This is a genomic window from Micromonospora sp. NPDC049903, from assembly GCF_044460945.1.
Classification (GTDB): domain Bacteria; phylum Actinomycetota; class Actinomycetes; order Mycobacteriales; family Micromonosporaceae; genus Micromonospora.
The window spans coordinates 639325-657092 of sequence record NZ_JBITKL010000001.1 but is presented as its reverse complement, the minus strand read 5'-3'; the positions used below and the strand labels follow the sequence as shown (position 1 = coordinate 657092).

General features: G+C 72.1%; 1 protein-coding gene (running past one end of the window). It reads left to right on the top strand.

Going from position 1 to position 17768, the window contains the following annotated elements; genetic code table 11:
- Positions 1-17768: the end of a hypothetical protein gene (locus ACIBO1_RS02830; RefSeq protein ID WP_396740939.1), read on the top strand. The gene continues 32677 nt to the left of window position 1, outside the view; 17768 of the gene's 50445 nt are visible here — the last part of the coding sequence; its start codon lies beyond the left edge, outside the window; its stop codon occupies positions 17766-17768.

Sequence of the window (17768 nt, the reverse complement as noted above, 5' to 3'; positions counted from 1 at the left end):
AGTTCGGTGTCGCCCAGTTGCTCTCCGTCACCGAGATGGACGACGACGTAGCGATGCGGCACATCTTCGCCAGGACGATCGAGGTGGCCGCCGAGACCGGCGTCATCGACGGCCTCAGCGGCACGGTGGGCGCCGGACCCGGATCGCGTTACCGAGGGTTCGGAATCACCGTGTCCGGCGGTCTGCGGTGGCTGTTCGGCAAGTCGTTCCGACGGACTCGCGGCGGTGCCGCCGGCAGCGGTGCGGTGAGCCAGAAGTTCGCCGAGACCGTCGGGCAGACCGCGCTGTACGCGGTCGACGTCACCTTCGACGTCGAACCGATGGGTGACCAGCCGGCCCAGCACGCCGTGGTGACCCTGCTCGTGCGGATGCAGGTGGAAGAGGTCCGGCGGCTGGCCGACGCCGACCGGGTGGTCAACCCACAGCGGGTGACCGATCTGACGTTCCGCTACCCGGGCAGGTCCAGCGCGCGAAGGGGAGTGGGCCGCACGCCCACCAACGGCGATGGGATCCAGCCGCCGCGGTATCTGTCGAGGGAGCATCCGACCACGATCGGCAGTTCGGTGGTGGCCGACCTCACCGGCCTGCGTGACCTGCACGACCGGTTGCTCGGCGAACTCGAATCGAGCAAACAGGAACTGTTCCCCGGTTGGCGCACGGTGCAGCCGTCCGACCGGCGCCTGAGGGACGTCTACGACATCGTGCAGAACTACCGCACGCTGGCAGCCGGCCTGGCGCGGACCTCGTCGATCAGCGGCGGCCTGTCCCCGCTGATCGGCGGCGGCACGCGGATGAACTTCCGGCAGTTCGGCGTGCTGCACTCCGACTACTACGAACTCGTGGTGAAGGGGACGTTGAGCAACCGGCGCCACGCCGGGACCACCGGCCTGATCAAGCCGGTGGACGTCGCGGTCCTGACCGACCTGGTGAACTCCACCCACTCCCGTGAGCAGGCGTACTCCACCGGGCCCGAACTCGCGGTGGCGGTGAAGTCGTTGGCCACCGAGATCGGTGGGCGCTTCGGTGTCGTCGGCAGGGTGAGCTGGCCACGGGTCAGATCCGGCGGTTTCGGTGCACCGGTGCTGACGTATCGCTGGGCCAACCGGGCGACCGGGGTGGAGGTGTTCGACTTCGACCTCGACTTCGACGCGCTCTGGCTGCACCACCGGCGGCCCGCACGGTGGCGGCGTTCGGCGCTCGTGGCGTGGGCCAACAGCGGCTGGCGGATGCAGGTGAGTCCGCCTGAGCGGCTGCTGACCGGGGGCGCGCCGCCGCAGGGGACGGTGAGTCTGTGGACCCCGTCGGACCTGTCCTGGCGAGTCGAGTCCGGCGTCACGCCGGTCACGGTCGCGGCGGCGACGCACACCCCACCGATCGAGATCGCCCCTGCGGAGGCCCGGACGACGCTGGACAGCGTCCGCCCGCAACTGCTGACCCGCGCCACCCACATCGACGCGATGGACGTGCAGCCGGGGGTGTTGACGACCCTCGCCGAACTGGCGATACGCGACGTCAGCAACGGTTCGCCGATCATGACCACCTCGGGCACCCCGGTCAACGACGCGCTGAACGACGCGCTTGAGGAGTCGGTGCAGAAGGGGCACTTCAGCACACTCACCGCGCCGGGCGGGTTCCAACTGGGCGGTCTGTTCGGAGACGGCAGCTACGCCGACTGGCACGCCGGGGTGGCGACGCGGGTCGTACCGGTCAACTGGCGGCTGGAGCAGTACATCGACGCGCTGTCCGTGGAGGACTACTACCGGGGCACCAGCGGCGCGTTCGTCTCGCGAGGCGGGGGAACCAAGTGGACCGGCGGCGTGGTGACCGGACCCGGCTGGACTCCCGACCATCCCGCGGGGCGCTTCGCCGGCCGTCTCTTCGGGAGCTACTACTACGACCGGGAGCGGATCCGGGCCATGCGCCGGGAGGTCACCGGCGCCCAGGAGCGCAACCGGTCGCACACCGGCCGCTACCTGGTGCTGAAGGCGGATCTGCAGTACCTCGCCCTGGCCACCGCGCGGTGGGGCAACGTGCTCACCGAACTGCCCGTCGCCCGGGATCTGCTGGCGTTGCTGCCCGCCCGCCGTGGTCCGCTGCTGCGGTCGTCGGCCTGGCAGGCGACGGTCCCCGACTCGCTGTACGTCTACGTCGCCGAGTCGGACCTCCAGGATCTGGCTCTGCTGATCGACCGTGAGGATCCGGCGACGGCTCGGCTGCTGGCGGGGCTGATGCCGCCACCGCCGCTGGGGCGGGAACGTGCCTGGCGGGCGCCAGAGCCGATGCGGATCGGACAGGGTCTGACGATCAACGTTCTCGAGGACAAGATCGACCTGGACGAGCTGAGGGCGTTGCTCCACGACCGGCTCGCCGAGCAGATCAGTGGAGCGCTGCCCGACGATCTCGCCGACGACGTGCTCGGTGGTCTGCGTCACCTGCTGGCCGGGGTCCGCGCCGACGGGGTCAACGCCTTCCTCGACGACCTGCTCGAAGGCGGGATCCCGTTGGTGCTGCGCCGACGGACCTATCTCGGGCGGCGGGTCGTCGAGGTGTCCGTGCGGCTGCGGCAGAAGGGCGAACCCGTCTTCCGGGACCTGCGACACGACGTCAGCATCGAGCACCATCACATCGCCCACATCCGCCAGGAGGAGAACGACACGGTCTCCCGTCGCCACCTGGGCACGCTGCAGGGACTGGCCGGCGACGGCACCACGCACGGCCCGGTCTTCGCGCTGATGCCGGGGGCGGCGGTGGGTGGCGCTCGGGGCCGGTCCACGTACCGTCACCAGGCGCGCCTGCTGCGCGTGCACACCACGGTGACCTCCACCGGGCCGACGGTGCGGTTCGCGGTGAACCTCCTACCGGAGGCCGTCGTCGAGTACGGGGACGGCACCGTCGAGATCATCTCCGGTGTGCCGACACGGCCGCTGGTCCGGGTGCCAGAGACGATGAGCACGCCGGAGCATCCGGGTGGCAGCGAGGTGGCGGACGTCTCGCCGGGGCCGGCGACGATCCGCTTGTTGGCGTCCTGGGAGGTGGAGCCGGCCCGGCTGGTGCGGTGGAAGAACGATCCGCTCGCGGTCCGCCTGCCCGCGTTCTTCGGGCCCGGCCAGGTCCGGGGCACCGTGTCGCTGCGGCTCGCGGCGCAGCGCCTGCTCACCTTGATGGTCACCGGCGGCGCCGGTCTGCCGGGCAGCGATCTCACGGCGATGGACCGGATGGGCTCGTCCTATCAGGTGGCCGGATCGGACGCGAGCGCCACCCTGAAATCCCTGTTCACGCGAACCGTCCTGAGCAGCACCTTCTTCCAGATCAACGATGCGAGTGACCGGGACTCTGCCGGCCGTCTGCCGGACGTGGACGGCGAACAGGCCGGGTTGGCCCTGCCGACGGTGTCGGTGCTCTCGGTCCGGAGCGTGGCGGCGGGCACGTGGCGGGACGTGGACGTACGGCTTCTCGCCAACCTGCGCAACGTGCGCCTGCACTCGGTGTCCGGGGCCACCGGTGAGGTCGTCCGGATCGAGCGGCGCAAGGTGACGTTCACCCCCTCGGGCGTCGATCACCAGCACGCGGACAGCGGGATCCAGGATCTGCTCTTCCAGACCTCGTTCGACCATCGGAACCAGCGCGACGGCGAGATCAACGAAACCGACCTGTTCGCGCTCACCGGGGTGAACGAGACGTCGAACACCGAGGACGACGCCGTCGGTGGCGAGGGTGAACCGGGCGGCTACCGCAGCATCCGCGACATCGGGCGCACCTACGAGTACCGGGCCGACGTCGTGTACCGGCTCGTCGCGACGCTCGACGGGCGAGCGGAAGGCGTCGAGGTGCTCGTCCCCGACGGCTTCTGGTTCCGGCTGCGCGAACGGGAGGCGTTCACCACCCACCTGATCACGGTGCCCGTGGCCGCGAAGTTGACGCCGCCGATCGACTTGGTCGACACGGCTGCCACCACTTACCGTGGGGCCTCCCAGGAGGCAGAGGACGCCTGGCACCGGATGGTCGTCGCCGGGCAGGAGCTCACCCAGCGCATCGAGGCCGAGCAGCAGGCATGGCAACGGCTTTCCGATGCGGTCGAGGCAGCCCGCACGAACGAGGAATCTCCACTGCCCAGCGGTGTCGAGAGCGTGGTCGCGCAATGGACGAAGCATCGCGACGAGGGGTACGGGCCGCAGATCGAGAAGTTCCAGGAGGCCCGCGAGGAGTACGTCGAAGCCCTCCGAGAGGCATCCGCGGCCAACCGGTGGTTCCGCGAGGAACGGGCGGCGAAGATGTTCGACCACTTCACTGCCGAGCCGAGTGCCGCGGGTGACCTGCCGCCCGGGCGGGCGGCGGTGGAGACGGCCGACGACGACGAGATGTTCCGGCGGGAGAGTCTCGGCAGCGCCTTGACGTCGTTGTCCGAGCGGGTCGACCTCCCGGGGTTGCCAGGGCGGTGGGCGAACGACGCAGCCGAGTGGGGGCCGCTCGCCGCGGCCTGGCTCACGGCGATCGATCGGGTACGCGTGGCGGCCGGCGAGGCGGATGACCGTCTCGATGAGTACCCGAGGTTGCGCAAGAAGGCCGATGAGTCCGCGAAGCAACTGCGGAACCTGCGGCTCTCGCTCAAGCACCAGGTCGAGCGCCTGGTGCCGGGCAACGTCTGGCCGGCCGAGTCGGGACCCCGATCGGTCGACGACAGCGGCCTGCCGTCCGCGCCGGCCGTCGTCGATCTGGACGTACCGGTCGGCGCAGAGTTCGCGGACGTCGGTCTCCGGTTCCCCGGTGGTCGGTACTGGCCGCCGGAGGCGGGTGGGGCCGAGTCGGGGGTGCCTGCGTCGTTGCCGGTCATCGCGGGTGCGTTCGTGGCCGCGCTGCACGGCGACCGCCGGGGTGTCCGGATCGACGGTCGGCACGTCTCGGTGGCCGGGTTCGCCGAGGTGGTGCGTCGGACGCCGGGATGGGCGGGGCAGCCGCTGGTGCTGGCGATCTGCGACTGCGCCACCGACTCCTGGTCCACCCGGTTCGCCGACAGGTTGCGGCGGATCCTGCGGGTGGACGTGTACGCCAGCGACGGCTGGGTGGAGACCGACGGCGAGCGGCTGCGGGCGTTCCGCGTGGGCTTCACGCCGACCGACAGGCCAGCCTCCGGCGAAGCGGCCCCGGTCGTCGACGACGAGATCGTGGTGCGGCGTGACCTGGCGGTGTTCTGGCGGTACCCAGCCGGCGGTGGTGATCCGGTGCGGGTCGGGTCGGACCTGGTCGCCGTAGAGGTGGGCAAGTCCTCCCCGGCGCTGTCGTGGTCGCTCGATCCGGACCCGGTGGGCGTGCTCGCCATGGAGAGCCCGGAGACGCAGCGGGCCTCGCACGATCTGGCCCGGACCCACTTCGAGGCGCTGACCCGCGCCTGGCAGAGCACGGCCGTCGCGGGGGCGGCCGATGCACCTGCCGGGTCGGTGTCGATCTCTGACCGGTCCGATCAGGGTGACACCGATGCGGCCAGGTCCGCCGCCGAGGAGGCGCTCCAGGAACTCGCCGACCACCTCGCCGCTGCCGAGCAGATGCCGCCACCCTCGGTCGAGCTGTCGCCGCACACCGGCACGGCCGGCGGCCTCGACCCGCTCACCTGGACGGCACGGGTGGCGGTGGGCGAGCCCGACCGCATGCTGACGGAGTTGCGGCGGGCCCTCCTGGCGGCGGCACAACACTTCCTGGCGCACCGCCTGACGGCAGGCATCGGTGACGAGGAGACCGGCCGGGACGCGGTCGGTCGGCTGGCTCTGGACGCGGCCCGGCGACACCCGTTGTCCGCCGAGGACACCCGGTGGAACCTGGCCGTCGCACTCCGGCGGGATCTGTACCACCCCGAGTACGGCGACGCCGTCCGTCGGCCGGTGCGGGAGCGACTGCACCGGGCCGCCCGCGACGCCGACCGACGGCTCGACCGTGCCCAGCGCATTCCCGGGTTCAGTTCGCAGGTACGCCAGCGGCTGGCCGGGGCACGGGACGAGGCGTGGCAGCGGTACACGTCCGCCGTCCAGTCGCACCGCAACTCCCTGACGCAGACCCGGGCCGACGCGCTCGAACTCGCCGCGTCGCAACTCGGTTCGGCCCGGGACTGGCGCACGGACCTGCTCGGTGCCGACCTCGACGCACCGCCCGGCCAGTGGCTGCTGCCCCGGCCCGGCGGGCTGTACGTCGGCCCCGACACGCAGCGGCTGGGTGAGCTACCGGACCGCCCGGCGCATCCGTCGCGGCTGCGCCTGGTGGTGGACGCCCGGGATTCCGGGTCGTTCCGCAGGGCACGGCGGCAGGTCCGGGCGGCGGTGCAGGCACTGCCCGGTCACCTCGCGGACCGCGTGATGGTGGAACTGCTACCGCCCGCACCGCTGGACACCACCGGGGCGATCAAGCTTGCGGACCGGCTCGGCGGCTCCGGCCGGTCCCTGCTGCTCGGCCGGGACGCGGTGACCGGGGTACCGGCCCGGTCAGAGCAGGTCCGGCCGCTGCGCGCTGGAGGCTGGGACAGCCTCGTGGCGACCGCCACCGAGTTCGAGTTCCGCCCGAGGGACGCCGCACCGCCATCGACGCTGCGCCTCAGCCCGTCCCTGCACCTGCCCCGTCGGTCGGACGGGACCTACCGGCTCGCCGGTGAGCGCGACCGCTGGCTGATCCTGGACGAGGAACTGTCGCTGGACGGCGCCGTGCCCGGCCCGGTCCCGTGGGCTGCGCTGGCGCAGACACGCCGCGTGGCGTGGGCACTGGCCGGGGGCGACGACCTCCACCCGGCACCGCTCCGGACGCCGGACGAGGTGGCTGCACCGCCGCCGCTGCCCACGTCGTCCGCACCGGACGCCGTCGGGCCGGACCTGCTCGGCCCGGTCGACCCGGCGCGCTACGTCTGGTCCGGCGATGCCGGCGATCTCGGGTTCGCGCTGCCGGACCTGGTGTACGCGCTCGGTGATCTGGCCGGTGTCGCGTCGGATGCGCCGCCGGACAGGGCCCGCGAGGCGTGGCGGCGACTGGCCGAGTCCGTGGGCATCGACTCCGACGATCCGCTGGCGCTGCTCGACGTCGGTTTCGTGGCCGCACTCGCGTACGGCATCGGTGGCCTGACCTCGGCCCGGTTGACCGCTGCCCGGCAACTCGTCGCCCTCGACCAGGCAATCTCCGCCGGTCCGGTGGACGCCTGGTATCGCAGCCCGGTCCAGCTCACCGCTCTGCTGCACGAGCTGTGGGGACTGTCCGACCCGGCCCCGGACGCGCCGCTGGCCCGGGACTGGCTGATGGTCGCCGTCGAACTGGCGCCGGGCGCCACCGACCTCGCCGAGCTGACCCACCGTCGACGGCAGCTCTACGCGACGGTCGACGCCTGGATCGACTCGGCGCGGCCCCTGTTCGGCGGCCGGGTGTGGTCGGTCGGCGATGCCGGCCCCGAGGACCCGTGGCCGGACGCGGTGGTGATCGCCTACCCGGCCCACGACGACGGTCGGCCGCGGCCCCTGGACCCGGCGATGGGTGTGCCCGCTGGGGCGGGCTGGCTGACGGTCCTGCTCGACCGGGCTCGCGCCGCCGATCCCGACCTCTTCGGCGGCACGGTGGTGGTCCGACCGGTCGGCATCGACGCCCGGTGGCTTCCGGAACTGCGTCGGCAGGCCGCCGCACTCGACCACCGGCTGTCGCAGGGCCTCCTGGTGCAGCCACCCCGCGCCCATGCCGAGCCGATCCTGCGGCTGCGGGGCGGACGGGGAGCCCGGGAACTGGAGTTGCCGGTATTCCTCAAACGCACCGACCCGGGCCGGGGGAGGGGCCGCCGGGACATCGCCCGCTCACCGCATGGACTCCGGCTGGACGCCGACGGTGACGCCGGAGGCCGCCTGGAGGTGGTCGAGCCGCCGACGCTCGTCCTCGACGACGAGGTTGTCGGCGCCGACCCCACCGTGGTCGCGTCCGCCACGGCCGAGGCGTCCCGGCGGGTCAACTGGCCGGGCCGGCTCGGCTCCGTCTTCGACGACTACACGGTCGACCCCGACATGCGGGAGACACCGCTCGCCCCGCTGACCGAGCTGCCGTACGTGCAACACAACTACGGCTTCCCGGTCGAGGACATGCACGAGTTCCTCGGGGACCTGGTCGACTACCGCGACCAGGCCAGGAACGAGGCGTTCGGACAGGCCGCCGCGCTGACCACGCAGGGCCTCGTCTTCGCTGAGTACGTCGTCACCGCGTTCAACGGTGGCGTGAAGCCGGACCTGACCCGGCCGTCGCCCGCCACCACCCTGGCCGGTTACCTGGCGCACGAGTACACCCGGGTGGGCGCGGTCGCATCGGCGTACCACACCAAGGAACACCGGCCGAAGAACCTGCTGCTCTGGGCCACCCGGGAGACCTGGCGGGCCGCGCTCGCCGCGCTCCCGGCCGAGCTGCGGCGCTACCTGCACACCCATGCCGAGTGGGTGCAGGAGCAGTTCGTCACGCGATACCGGATCCACCACGCCGAACAGCTCTCGCAGGCCGGACGTGGCGCGGACCTGCTGGACGTCGAGGTGCCGGGCAAGTCGTTCACCCTGCGCCAGGTGCTCGACAACGTGGTCCGCCCCAACCCCGACCGCGTGATCACGCCGGCCGAGGCGCTGAACATCCGGACCTACACCGACGAGATCGACTCCAACGAGGGCCACCTGCGCCATGTCGGGTTGCGCATCGGCGAGGGACGCAACTTCGGGCTGACGCACTCGATGTTCTCCTCGGTCCTCGAACGGGACGGCCAATGGCTGTGGCGGCGGGTACGCCGGGGATACCAGAAGGTCGCCTTCGCGCGTACGGCGTCGGCCGCCCCGCCCACCGTCGAGCTGGCCGACCTGGTGGCGGACCTGCGCCGCCAGGTGGCCTCCGGTGAACCGGCTCCGGGCGGCCCGGCCGGACCGGGACCGGTCTGGCAGGGCGCACTCCGGCTGCTGACCGGGCTGCTGGAGCACCCGGAGCGGCTCGACCTCTCGGCGGCCGGCGACGTGCTGGACCGGGTGCCGCCACAGCGGCGCGTCGACGTGGCGACGGCAGTGCTGGAGAGCGTGCACCTGCGGCTCGACCCCGCGTTGCGCCGCCGGATCCAGATCGTCGACCTGCGCGCGGTCGACCTGCCCGAGCGTTCGTGGCCGAAGATCCACCAGTGGTTCCCGAAGGCGGAACTGCGCGTCGTCGACGAGCCGGTCCAGTTCCCACCTACCTGGACGCAGGTCAGTGACCGGTTCGCGGGGGCCAACAGCGCGCCGGTCCGGGTGCCCGTGCGCGAGGTGACCCGGCGCCTGGACGAGTTGGCCGGGGACCGACACCGGCTGACCGGGTTCGCGCACGGTCTGGAGCTGACCGACGACCCGGCCACCGGCGCGGACGCCCGGGAGGCGCTGCACGATCTGGCGTACCTGACCGCGGCGGTCTTCGGGCCCACGTTCGACCGGGCCGACCTGGCGCGCCTCGCCGGGCTGCTGACGGCGCTGCGTCCGGAGCACCGCGTGGTGACCTGGGGTGACCTCGAAGCGGCGGTCGGCCGGCTCTCCGCCGACCAGCCGTGGACCGTGACGCTGTCCGTGCCGGACGTTCGCTGGCTGCTGAAGGTGCTGGCCGACGGCGACCGGCGGGCCGCGGACGCACTCCTGCGTGCGGCGGCGGCGCTGGCCCGCTGGGTGTACGGCGCCGAGCCGCGCGAGGGCAGCCTGGCCCGGTTGGGTCGAACCATCGAGGTCTTCACCGGGCGGACCTTCGTCGGGGAGACCGACCTGCGACAGGCCGTCAGCGCCGTCACCGGCGGCGACCCGGCGCAGCTTCGCGGAACCAACGTCGCCCTGACGGCCACGCTCATCACCGACCTGGACAAGCGCGAACCGGTGACGGTCGACCTGCTGCGCGAGGTGCAGGCACTTGCCGCGCGGCTCTTCGACGGCGAGGCCAAGGCGGCGGACCTCGTCGGTACGGCCCGGCTGGTCTCCGTGCTGCCGGACCGGCCGAGACTCGACGATCCGGCCGCGCTGATCGCACCGTTCCGCCGACTGGTCTTCGAGCATCTGCGGATCTCCGAGGTGGAGCCGCGACACCTGCGCTGGCTGGCCCGGACCCTTCATCACTTCCGTGACGAAGCGGTGGAGATGCTCCACATGCTGGCCCGGGACACCAGCGTCCTGTTCGGCCCGACGGCCACCGCAGACGACATGGTCGGGCTGGGACGCCTGATCGGCCTCCTGGCCGGCCCTCGCCGATGGAACATCCGGCTGGACGACGTCGTCGATCTGCTGCGTTACCTGGAGGCGCCGGCCGGCCGCGGGCCGCTCCAACTGGCCTACGTCGACGTTCAGGCGTTGACCCGGGTGGTCCGGCAGGCTGCCGGCAGCGATGTCGTCGCCGCCGTGCGTGACGCCCTCCGGTCCGTCTGGTCCGTGTTCGGCTCGTCGGACGAGCCGCAGCCGACGGCGGGGGACCTGGCGGGCCTGGTGCACCTGGTCCGAGCGCTGGGGATCGGCCGATCGTCGGTGGACCGGGATGACATTGTCGCCGCCGTGCGGCGGGAGATCTTCGCCGACGACCCGCTCTGGACGGGCAGCGTCGCCGAGATCAGGGCGGTGGCTGGCGCTCTGCTCGGATACAGCGCAACCGACGGGGCCGCACGGCAACTCCGGCGTCAGGTGTGGGCGTTCGAGCCGCCCGGCAACCCGGCCACCCGCGAACTGGTGCAGAACTGGCGGCGGACGCTCCGTGACTGGCTGACGGGTCTCGCTCCGTTGGACGCCGGGCCGGGCTGGTTGGCACAACCGACCGGTCTGCGACACGGGACCAGCCTGCGGAAGCGGTTCGGCCGGCTGCTGAACGACGGCCTGCCGGCGGACGGCGACGAGCAGGAGTCGTTGCTCACCCTGGGCGTGTGGGCGCGGGCACTGTTCGGCGCGCGGACCACCGTCACGCAGGTCGCCTCGGTGCGCCGGCTGTCGGCCGTGCTGGCGGCTGAGGACCGGAGCCCGGTCCAGTGGGGCAACCGCTTCGACCTGGCGGTGTGGGCGCTGCGCGGTGGCGACTCCGCAACGGTCACCGACGGCGAGCTGAGGCAGCTGCTGGCGGCCGTGGAGCACGCCAAGAACGCCCGAGGCGACCGGCCGGTCCGGGTGGCGGATCTGCCGGCGGCCTGGGCGGCGGTGGGCGGCGCGCCGGAGACGGCCGGGGACTCCACTGCGACATCGCGCGGCAGCCGCAAGGACCGGGTCGGTGGCCAGGTGTCCGGCGACGTGTGGGCGGTCGACGACGCGTCGCGCGCCTCGGACGACGGCGACCTGCCGGCCCCGCCCACGCCCGCACCGTACGGCGGCGTCGGCGGAGAGTTCGCTGACGCGGGAGTCGGCTTCCCCGGTGGGCGGTACTGGTCACCCGAGGCGAGCGGCCCGGGAACCGCCGTGCCGCAGTCGTTGTCGACGATCCCCGGCGCCTTCGTGGCCGCCCTGCACGGCGACGCCCGAGGCGTACGCGTCAACGGTCGGCACGTCTCGGTGGCCCGCTTCGCCGAGATCATCCGGGTGACGCCGGGGTGGCGGGGACAGCCGCTGGCACTGGCGATCTGCGACTGCGCGACGGACTCCTGGTCGACCCGCCTCGCCGACACGCTCCGCCGCATCCTGGGCGTCGACGTGTACGCCAGCGACGGTTGGGTGCAGAGCGAGCCGGGGCGGCTGCGGGCGCTGCACGTCGGGTTCGACCCGACCGGCGAGTACGCGCTGCGGCGCGACCTGGCGGCGTTCTGGCGGTACCCGGCCGACGGCGGCGATCCGGCGCGGATCGGGCCGGAGCTGACCGAGGTGCCGGAGCTGACCGAGGTGCCGGCGGTCGGGAAGCCGTCGGCGACGCCCACGTCGGTCGACCCGCACCCGGCGAGCGGGTTCGCCATGGCCGCCCCCGAGGTGCAGCGGGCCTCCCACGAGCTGGCCCGGACCCACTTCGACACGCTGCTCCGCGCCGGGTTGGCGGCCGGCCCACAGGTCAACGGCTACCCGACTGACATCGCGATCGCTGCCGCCGAGGACGTCCTGCGAGAACTGGCCGACCACCTCGCCACCACCGAGCAGATGCCATCCCCTTCGGTGGACCTCCGGCTGCCGGAGGCCGAGGGCGTTGCCAGCGCGTCGTTCGACCGTGCCTCCTGGACCGTGCGGGTGGTCCTGGACGAGCCGGACCGGATGCTCGTCGGCCTGCGGCGGGAGGTGCTGGTCGCCGCGCAGCACTTCCTCGTGTACCGCCTGGTCGCGGGCACCGGCGACGACCACTCCTGGCAGCAGGTCACGCGGGGGATGACCGACGAAACGGTGCTGGACGCGGCCCGCACCGACCCGCTGCCCGTCGACGACGTTCGGCACGGCCTGGCCACGGCGCTCCGGCAGGACCTGTACGACCCCGAGCACGGCGACTCGGTCCGTCGACCGGCCCGGGAGCGGTTGCACCAGGACGCCCATGACGCCGACCGGCGACTGGCCGACGCGACGGAGACCCCCGGCTTCAGCCCCCGGACGCTGGCCTGGCTCGGTGTCGCCCGCGAGCAGATCTGGGAGCGTGCGACGACCGCCTCCGCCCTGCACCTCGCGTCGCTGGCCCAGGCGCAGGCGGACGAGCTGGAACTGACCTCGTCGGCCTTCGGCTCGGCGCGGGACTGGCGGGTGGACCTGGCCGACGTGAACCTCACCCCACCGCCCGGAGGACACCTGCTGGCCCGCCCCGACGGCCTCTACGTCGGCCCCGACCGCCAGGCCCTCGGTGACCTGCCGGAAGGTCCGGCGCACCCGAGCCGCCTGCGGGTGGTGGTGGACGCCCAGGCGGCTGCCGCCGCATCGGCGGTGCAGGCGGCGCTGGACGTGCTTCCCGATCACCTCAGGGCTCACGCGATGGTGGAGGTGCTGCCGGCGGCACCGCTGACGACCGATCAGGCCGTGGAGCTGGCCGACCAACTCGGCGGGAACCGGACGCTGCTGCTGGGCCGCGACGCGCTGGCCGAGGTGCCGGTGCGGTCGGGATGGATCCGTCCGCTGCGTGCCGGCGGGTGGGACAGCCTCGGTGCGACGGCCACCGAGTTCGAGTTCCGGCCGTTCCGCGCGGCGGCGTACTCGGAGTTGCGGCCCGGTCCGGGCCTGACACTGCCGTCCACCAGGGGTGACGGCTACGCGCTCGTCGACCACGACGACTGGTGGCTGACGTTCGACGACGAGCTGACCCTGCGCGCGGGGCCGACGCACGAGCTCGCACCCTGGGCTGCGGTGGTGCTCGCCCGCCGGGTCAGCCGGGCCCTGACCGGAGGCGACAGCGTCCACCCGCACCCGCTGCGCGTCCCGAACACAGTGGCCGGTCGACCGGCCTTCCCCAACCGACTCGCACCGACGACGGACACCTCGGAGCTGGTCGACGCGCTACTCGGCCCGATCGACCCGGACCGCTACCAGTGGTCCGGCGACGCCGAGGGAGTCGCCTTCGGCCTGCCCGACCTGGTACGCGCCATCGGTGACCAGGCGGCCACCACGTCGAGCGAGCCACCTGCGGTCCGACTGGCCTGGTCACACCTGGCCGAAGCGGTCGGTGTCGACCCGGGCCGCCCGTCGGCCCTGCTCGACGCCGGTTTCGTCGCCGCGCTCGCGTACGGCATCGGTGGGTTGAGCTGGCCCCGGCTGGCCGCAGCCGGTCGGCTCCTCGCCCTGGGCGGACCGACCGACGGTGTGGATCCGGCCCGCCTCGCCGCCCTCGTACACCGGCTGTGGGGCCTGCCCGCACCGCCACCGGACGAGCCGTTGGCGCTGGACTGGCTGGTGACGGCGCTGGAGTTGGCCACCGGGGCGGTCGACGCCGACGACCTGGCACGGCGGGTGACGCAGACGCACGCGACGATCGACGAATGGATCGGCTCGGCGCGATCGTCGTCCGAGGGACGGGTGTGGTCGCTCGGCGGTGTCCGTGCCGAGGAGCCGTCGCCGGACGGGGTGGTGGTCGGCTACCCGGCGCGCGAGGACGGCAGGCCCCGGCAGCAGGACTCGGCGGTGGGCGTACCCGGTGGTGCGGCCTGGCTGACGGTGCTGCTCGACCGGCTGCGGGCCGCCGACCCGGACGCGTTCGACGGGCCGGTGGTGTTCCGGCCGGTCGGCGTGGGCACCCGATGGTTCCCGAAGCTGTCGGCCCGGGCCGAGGAACTCGACCACCGGTTCGGCCTGGACTTCCAGGTGCAGCCGCCGCGCTCGTTGACGGCCGGCGACGGCGAGCAGGCCGACGCGGCCACTCCGCCGACCGGTACGGCACCGACGTCCGCCCTTGCGCGCCATCGTGCCCTGGCCGGGCTGGCGGGGGTCGCGTCGGGAACGAACGCGCTGGCCGACGTCGCCCGGCGGGAGGCCGTCCGGCTCCGGCGGAGGATGGCGGCGCACGCGGAGACATCGCCGCAGACCTCCGCCGTCATTCACGTCGCCGAGGCGGGCCGGGGCGGCACGACCTTCCGGTCGGTGCGGGTGCTCGTCGACGAGCACGGTCTGCACGGCCTCGATCCGGAGACCGGGCTGCCGGACCGGGACTACCGGTGGGCGGGCGACGGTCGGTGGGAGACCGTGGGCCGGCTGCGCGGCGGGCGGGGCGGCAAGGAACTGGAGGTGGCCAGGCTCATGTGGCCTGGTGACACGTCGCCTGGCAACGCCCGCCGGATCGCGACGTCGAGAGACGGGTTCCGTCTCGACGCGGACGGACGATGGGGCACGCTTCTGGAGATCGTCGAACCGGCGACACTCGTGCTGGACGACGAGGAGGTGGGTGCAGACCCGCACTCCGTGGCCCGGACGACCGCTGACGCGATTCGGCGAGCATCGCGGCGTGCCACGCTCGGCGAGGCCTTCTCGGACTGGGCGGTCGACTCCTACTTCCGGCAGATGCCGATCGTTCCCCGCAGGCGCTACGCCATGGATGCTCAGCACAATTACGGTCTGCCGGTCGAGGACATGTACCTCTTCCTGAAGGACCTCGTCGACCATCAACGACGGCACCATCCCGAAACGCCCGTCGCCAGGCTGGCTCTGATTGACGAAGGTCTGGACTTCGGTGGGCTGATCGCTACGGAGTTCAACGGCGGCCTGCGCCCCGATCTGGACCTGCCCTCCCTGGCCACGACCCTCGCGGGTTACCTGGCCCACGAGTACATGCGGGTCGGTGCCATGGCATCGAAGTTCTATCAGGTCAGAAACTTGTCGAAGAACCTGCTGCTCTGGTCCACCCGGGAGACGTTCCATGCCGCGCTGATGGCGCTTCCTGAGGAGTTGCGGCAGTACCTGGTGGCGAACGCCGCACGGATCCAGCGCCTGTTCGCCGACCACTATCGTCGGCACTACGGCACCAAGCTGGACCTGAACGTTCGCCCGGGTGAGTTGCGGAACCTGCTGGACGACCGGATAGCGGGCAGAAGGTTCACGGTGCGGGATCTGCTGGACAACGTTCTTCGCCCCAACCCCGGCCGGATCATCGGAGTGGCCGAGGCGCTCGGCATCACCACGGAATTCACTGCGGTCGACACCAACGAAGGGCATCTGACCCACGTCGCGTTGCGGGTCGGGGAGGGGCGGGGCTTCGGCCATGCCAGTCCATGGTTCCGCGCCGAGGTCGAACAGGACGAGGAGTGGCTCCGTGCGAGGGTGCGTAGGGGCTACCGGCGGGTCGTCCTCGAACGCTCGGTGCAGAAGTTGGCCAGCGCGGTCAATCTCGTCGAGGTGGAGAGCGATCTCCTTCGTCAACTGGCGTCGCTCGACGGTTCGGCCGAGGGGGCGGGCCGAGAGGCGACCGACCTGCGCCGCATCTGGCAGGGCACGTTGCGGTTGGTGGTCGGCCTTCAGGACATTCCCAGCCGGCTCTCCCTGTCGACGGTCGCACCGTTGTTGGCGCAGGTCCCCGAGGGGCACCGACCGGTTCTGGCGATGGGCCTGCTGGAAAGTGTGAACCTGCGACTGGACCCGGCGCTGCGACGGCAGATCACCATGGTGGACGTGCGCGGAGCAGGCCTGGCCGGACCGGTCTTGCTCAAGATCCAGCGGTGGTTCCCGAAGGCCTGGCTCCGGAGGACGAACGACCAACTGTTCCCACCACTACGGTGGGCGCAGCTCAGTGACCGGTTCCGTGGGGCGAACACCGCACCGGAGCGGGTGTCGGTCCGGCAGGTCGCCGATCGGTTGGCGGACGTGGCCGGGGGCGCGCACCGGATCACGGAGTTGGCCCGGAACCTGGGGGTGGAGGCCGATCCGCCCGGCGACGCGGATGCGGAACAGGTGCTGTACGACATCGCCTACGTCACCGTTCCCACTTTCGGGCCTACGTTCACCGAGAACGACCTGGTGCGGATGAGCCGGCTCCTGCTGGTGCTGGGCGGCGATCGTCGTCCGTACACGTGGGAACAGATCGAAGTCTCGGTCGGTCGGCTGCTCGGTGCACCGACGCCTTCGGTCACCTTGTCGTTTGGCGACATGGCGGCACTGGCGGCATTGATCAGGCCCACCGACTCGCCGGAACGGAATCGGGCAGCGCTCCGCAACCACGTGACCAGAGCCGAAATGATCTTCGGTGGCGAGTTCAAGGCGGGAGACATCTCGCGACTCAGCCGTGCCGTGCCGGTCCTGTTGGCGCAGGGACTTCTGGTCGGAGACCTGAATGCGGCCGAGGTCAGCCGAGCGAGGGTCGCCATCGACGTCGTCGCGACGTTCCGCACACCCATGGCGCCCACCGAGGTGAAGAGCCGATTCCTGCAGATGCAGCGGCTGGGTCAGGCCGTCTTCGGGGCGTATCTCCGAGAGCCGGACCTGGTCGGTCTGGCGCGGTTGTTCACCGCCCTGCCGCAGGGGCTGCCGCTGGACCAGCCCTCCGCGTTGCAGCGAGCGGTCGCCGCCCTGCTGCGGCGTCGTCTGCCGATGCTCGGCGAGATCGGGCCGATACACCTCCGCTCGCTGAGTCGTCTTCTCATCCAGCCGTGGGGTGATGTCGCGGAGGAGATCGACTCCCTCGCCGATGACACCATCTTCGTCTTTGGCCGCCGGGCGAATGCGGAGGACGTGTTCGGGGTGAGCCGCCTCACCCAGGTTCTCCGCCCCGTTGCCACCGAACGCCGGCCCGAGCTGGTGGACATGACCACACTGTGGGCACGGGCGAACGGTCTCGCCCTGCCGGCGAACTACGTCGATCTGGAGGCACTCACGGACGTGGTACGTGATGCCGACGAGCGCGATGTGGACGCCTATCCCGAACTGGTCGACCTCATCACCTTCGCCCGGCAGGCACTGGGGAGGTCGGCGCGTGGCGGGGACCTCGCGACGCTGGTAGCCCTCCGGGCAGCTCCGCCGGGCCGGCGTCCCATGCCCCCGACAGCCACGGCGGGAGCAGTCGCGCCCGTTCCCCGGCCCGGTTCCCCCGGGTCACAAGATGCCGCCGACACCCGCGCCAATCTGCTGGTCCGCTCCATCGCTGGTGGTGACACCGCGACGATCCGGATGCTCTCCGACCGGGTCTACGATGCGGGACCGACGAGCGTCGAACGTGCAGCGGTCGCGTTGCTGGATCGGGTACGTGCCATCCTCGACGGTCGGCCGGGCCCCCACGTCATGCCGTCCACTCTCGTCATCGCTATCGAACCGCACAAGCTGGACGCGAGTCGATCATCTGGTGCGCTGGCACAACGCAGGCCGGAGCACCAAGAACAGTTGGCCGCGCTCAGTCGATCGCTCTTCGTCTGCCCGCCGGGGACGTCCCGGCGGCCATAA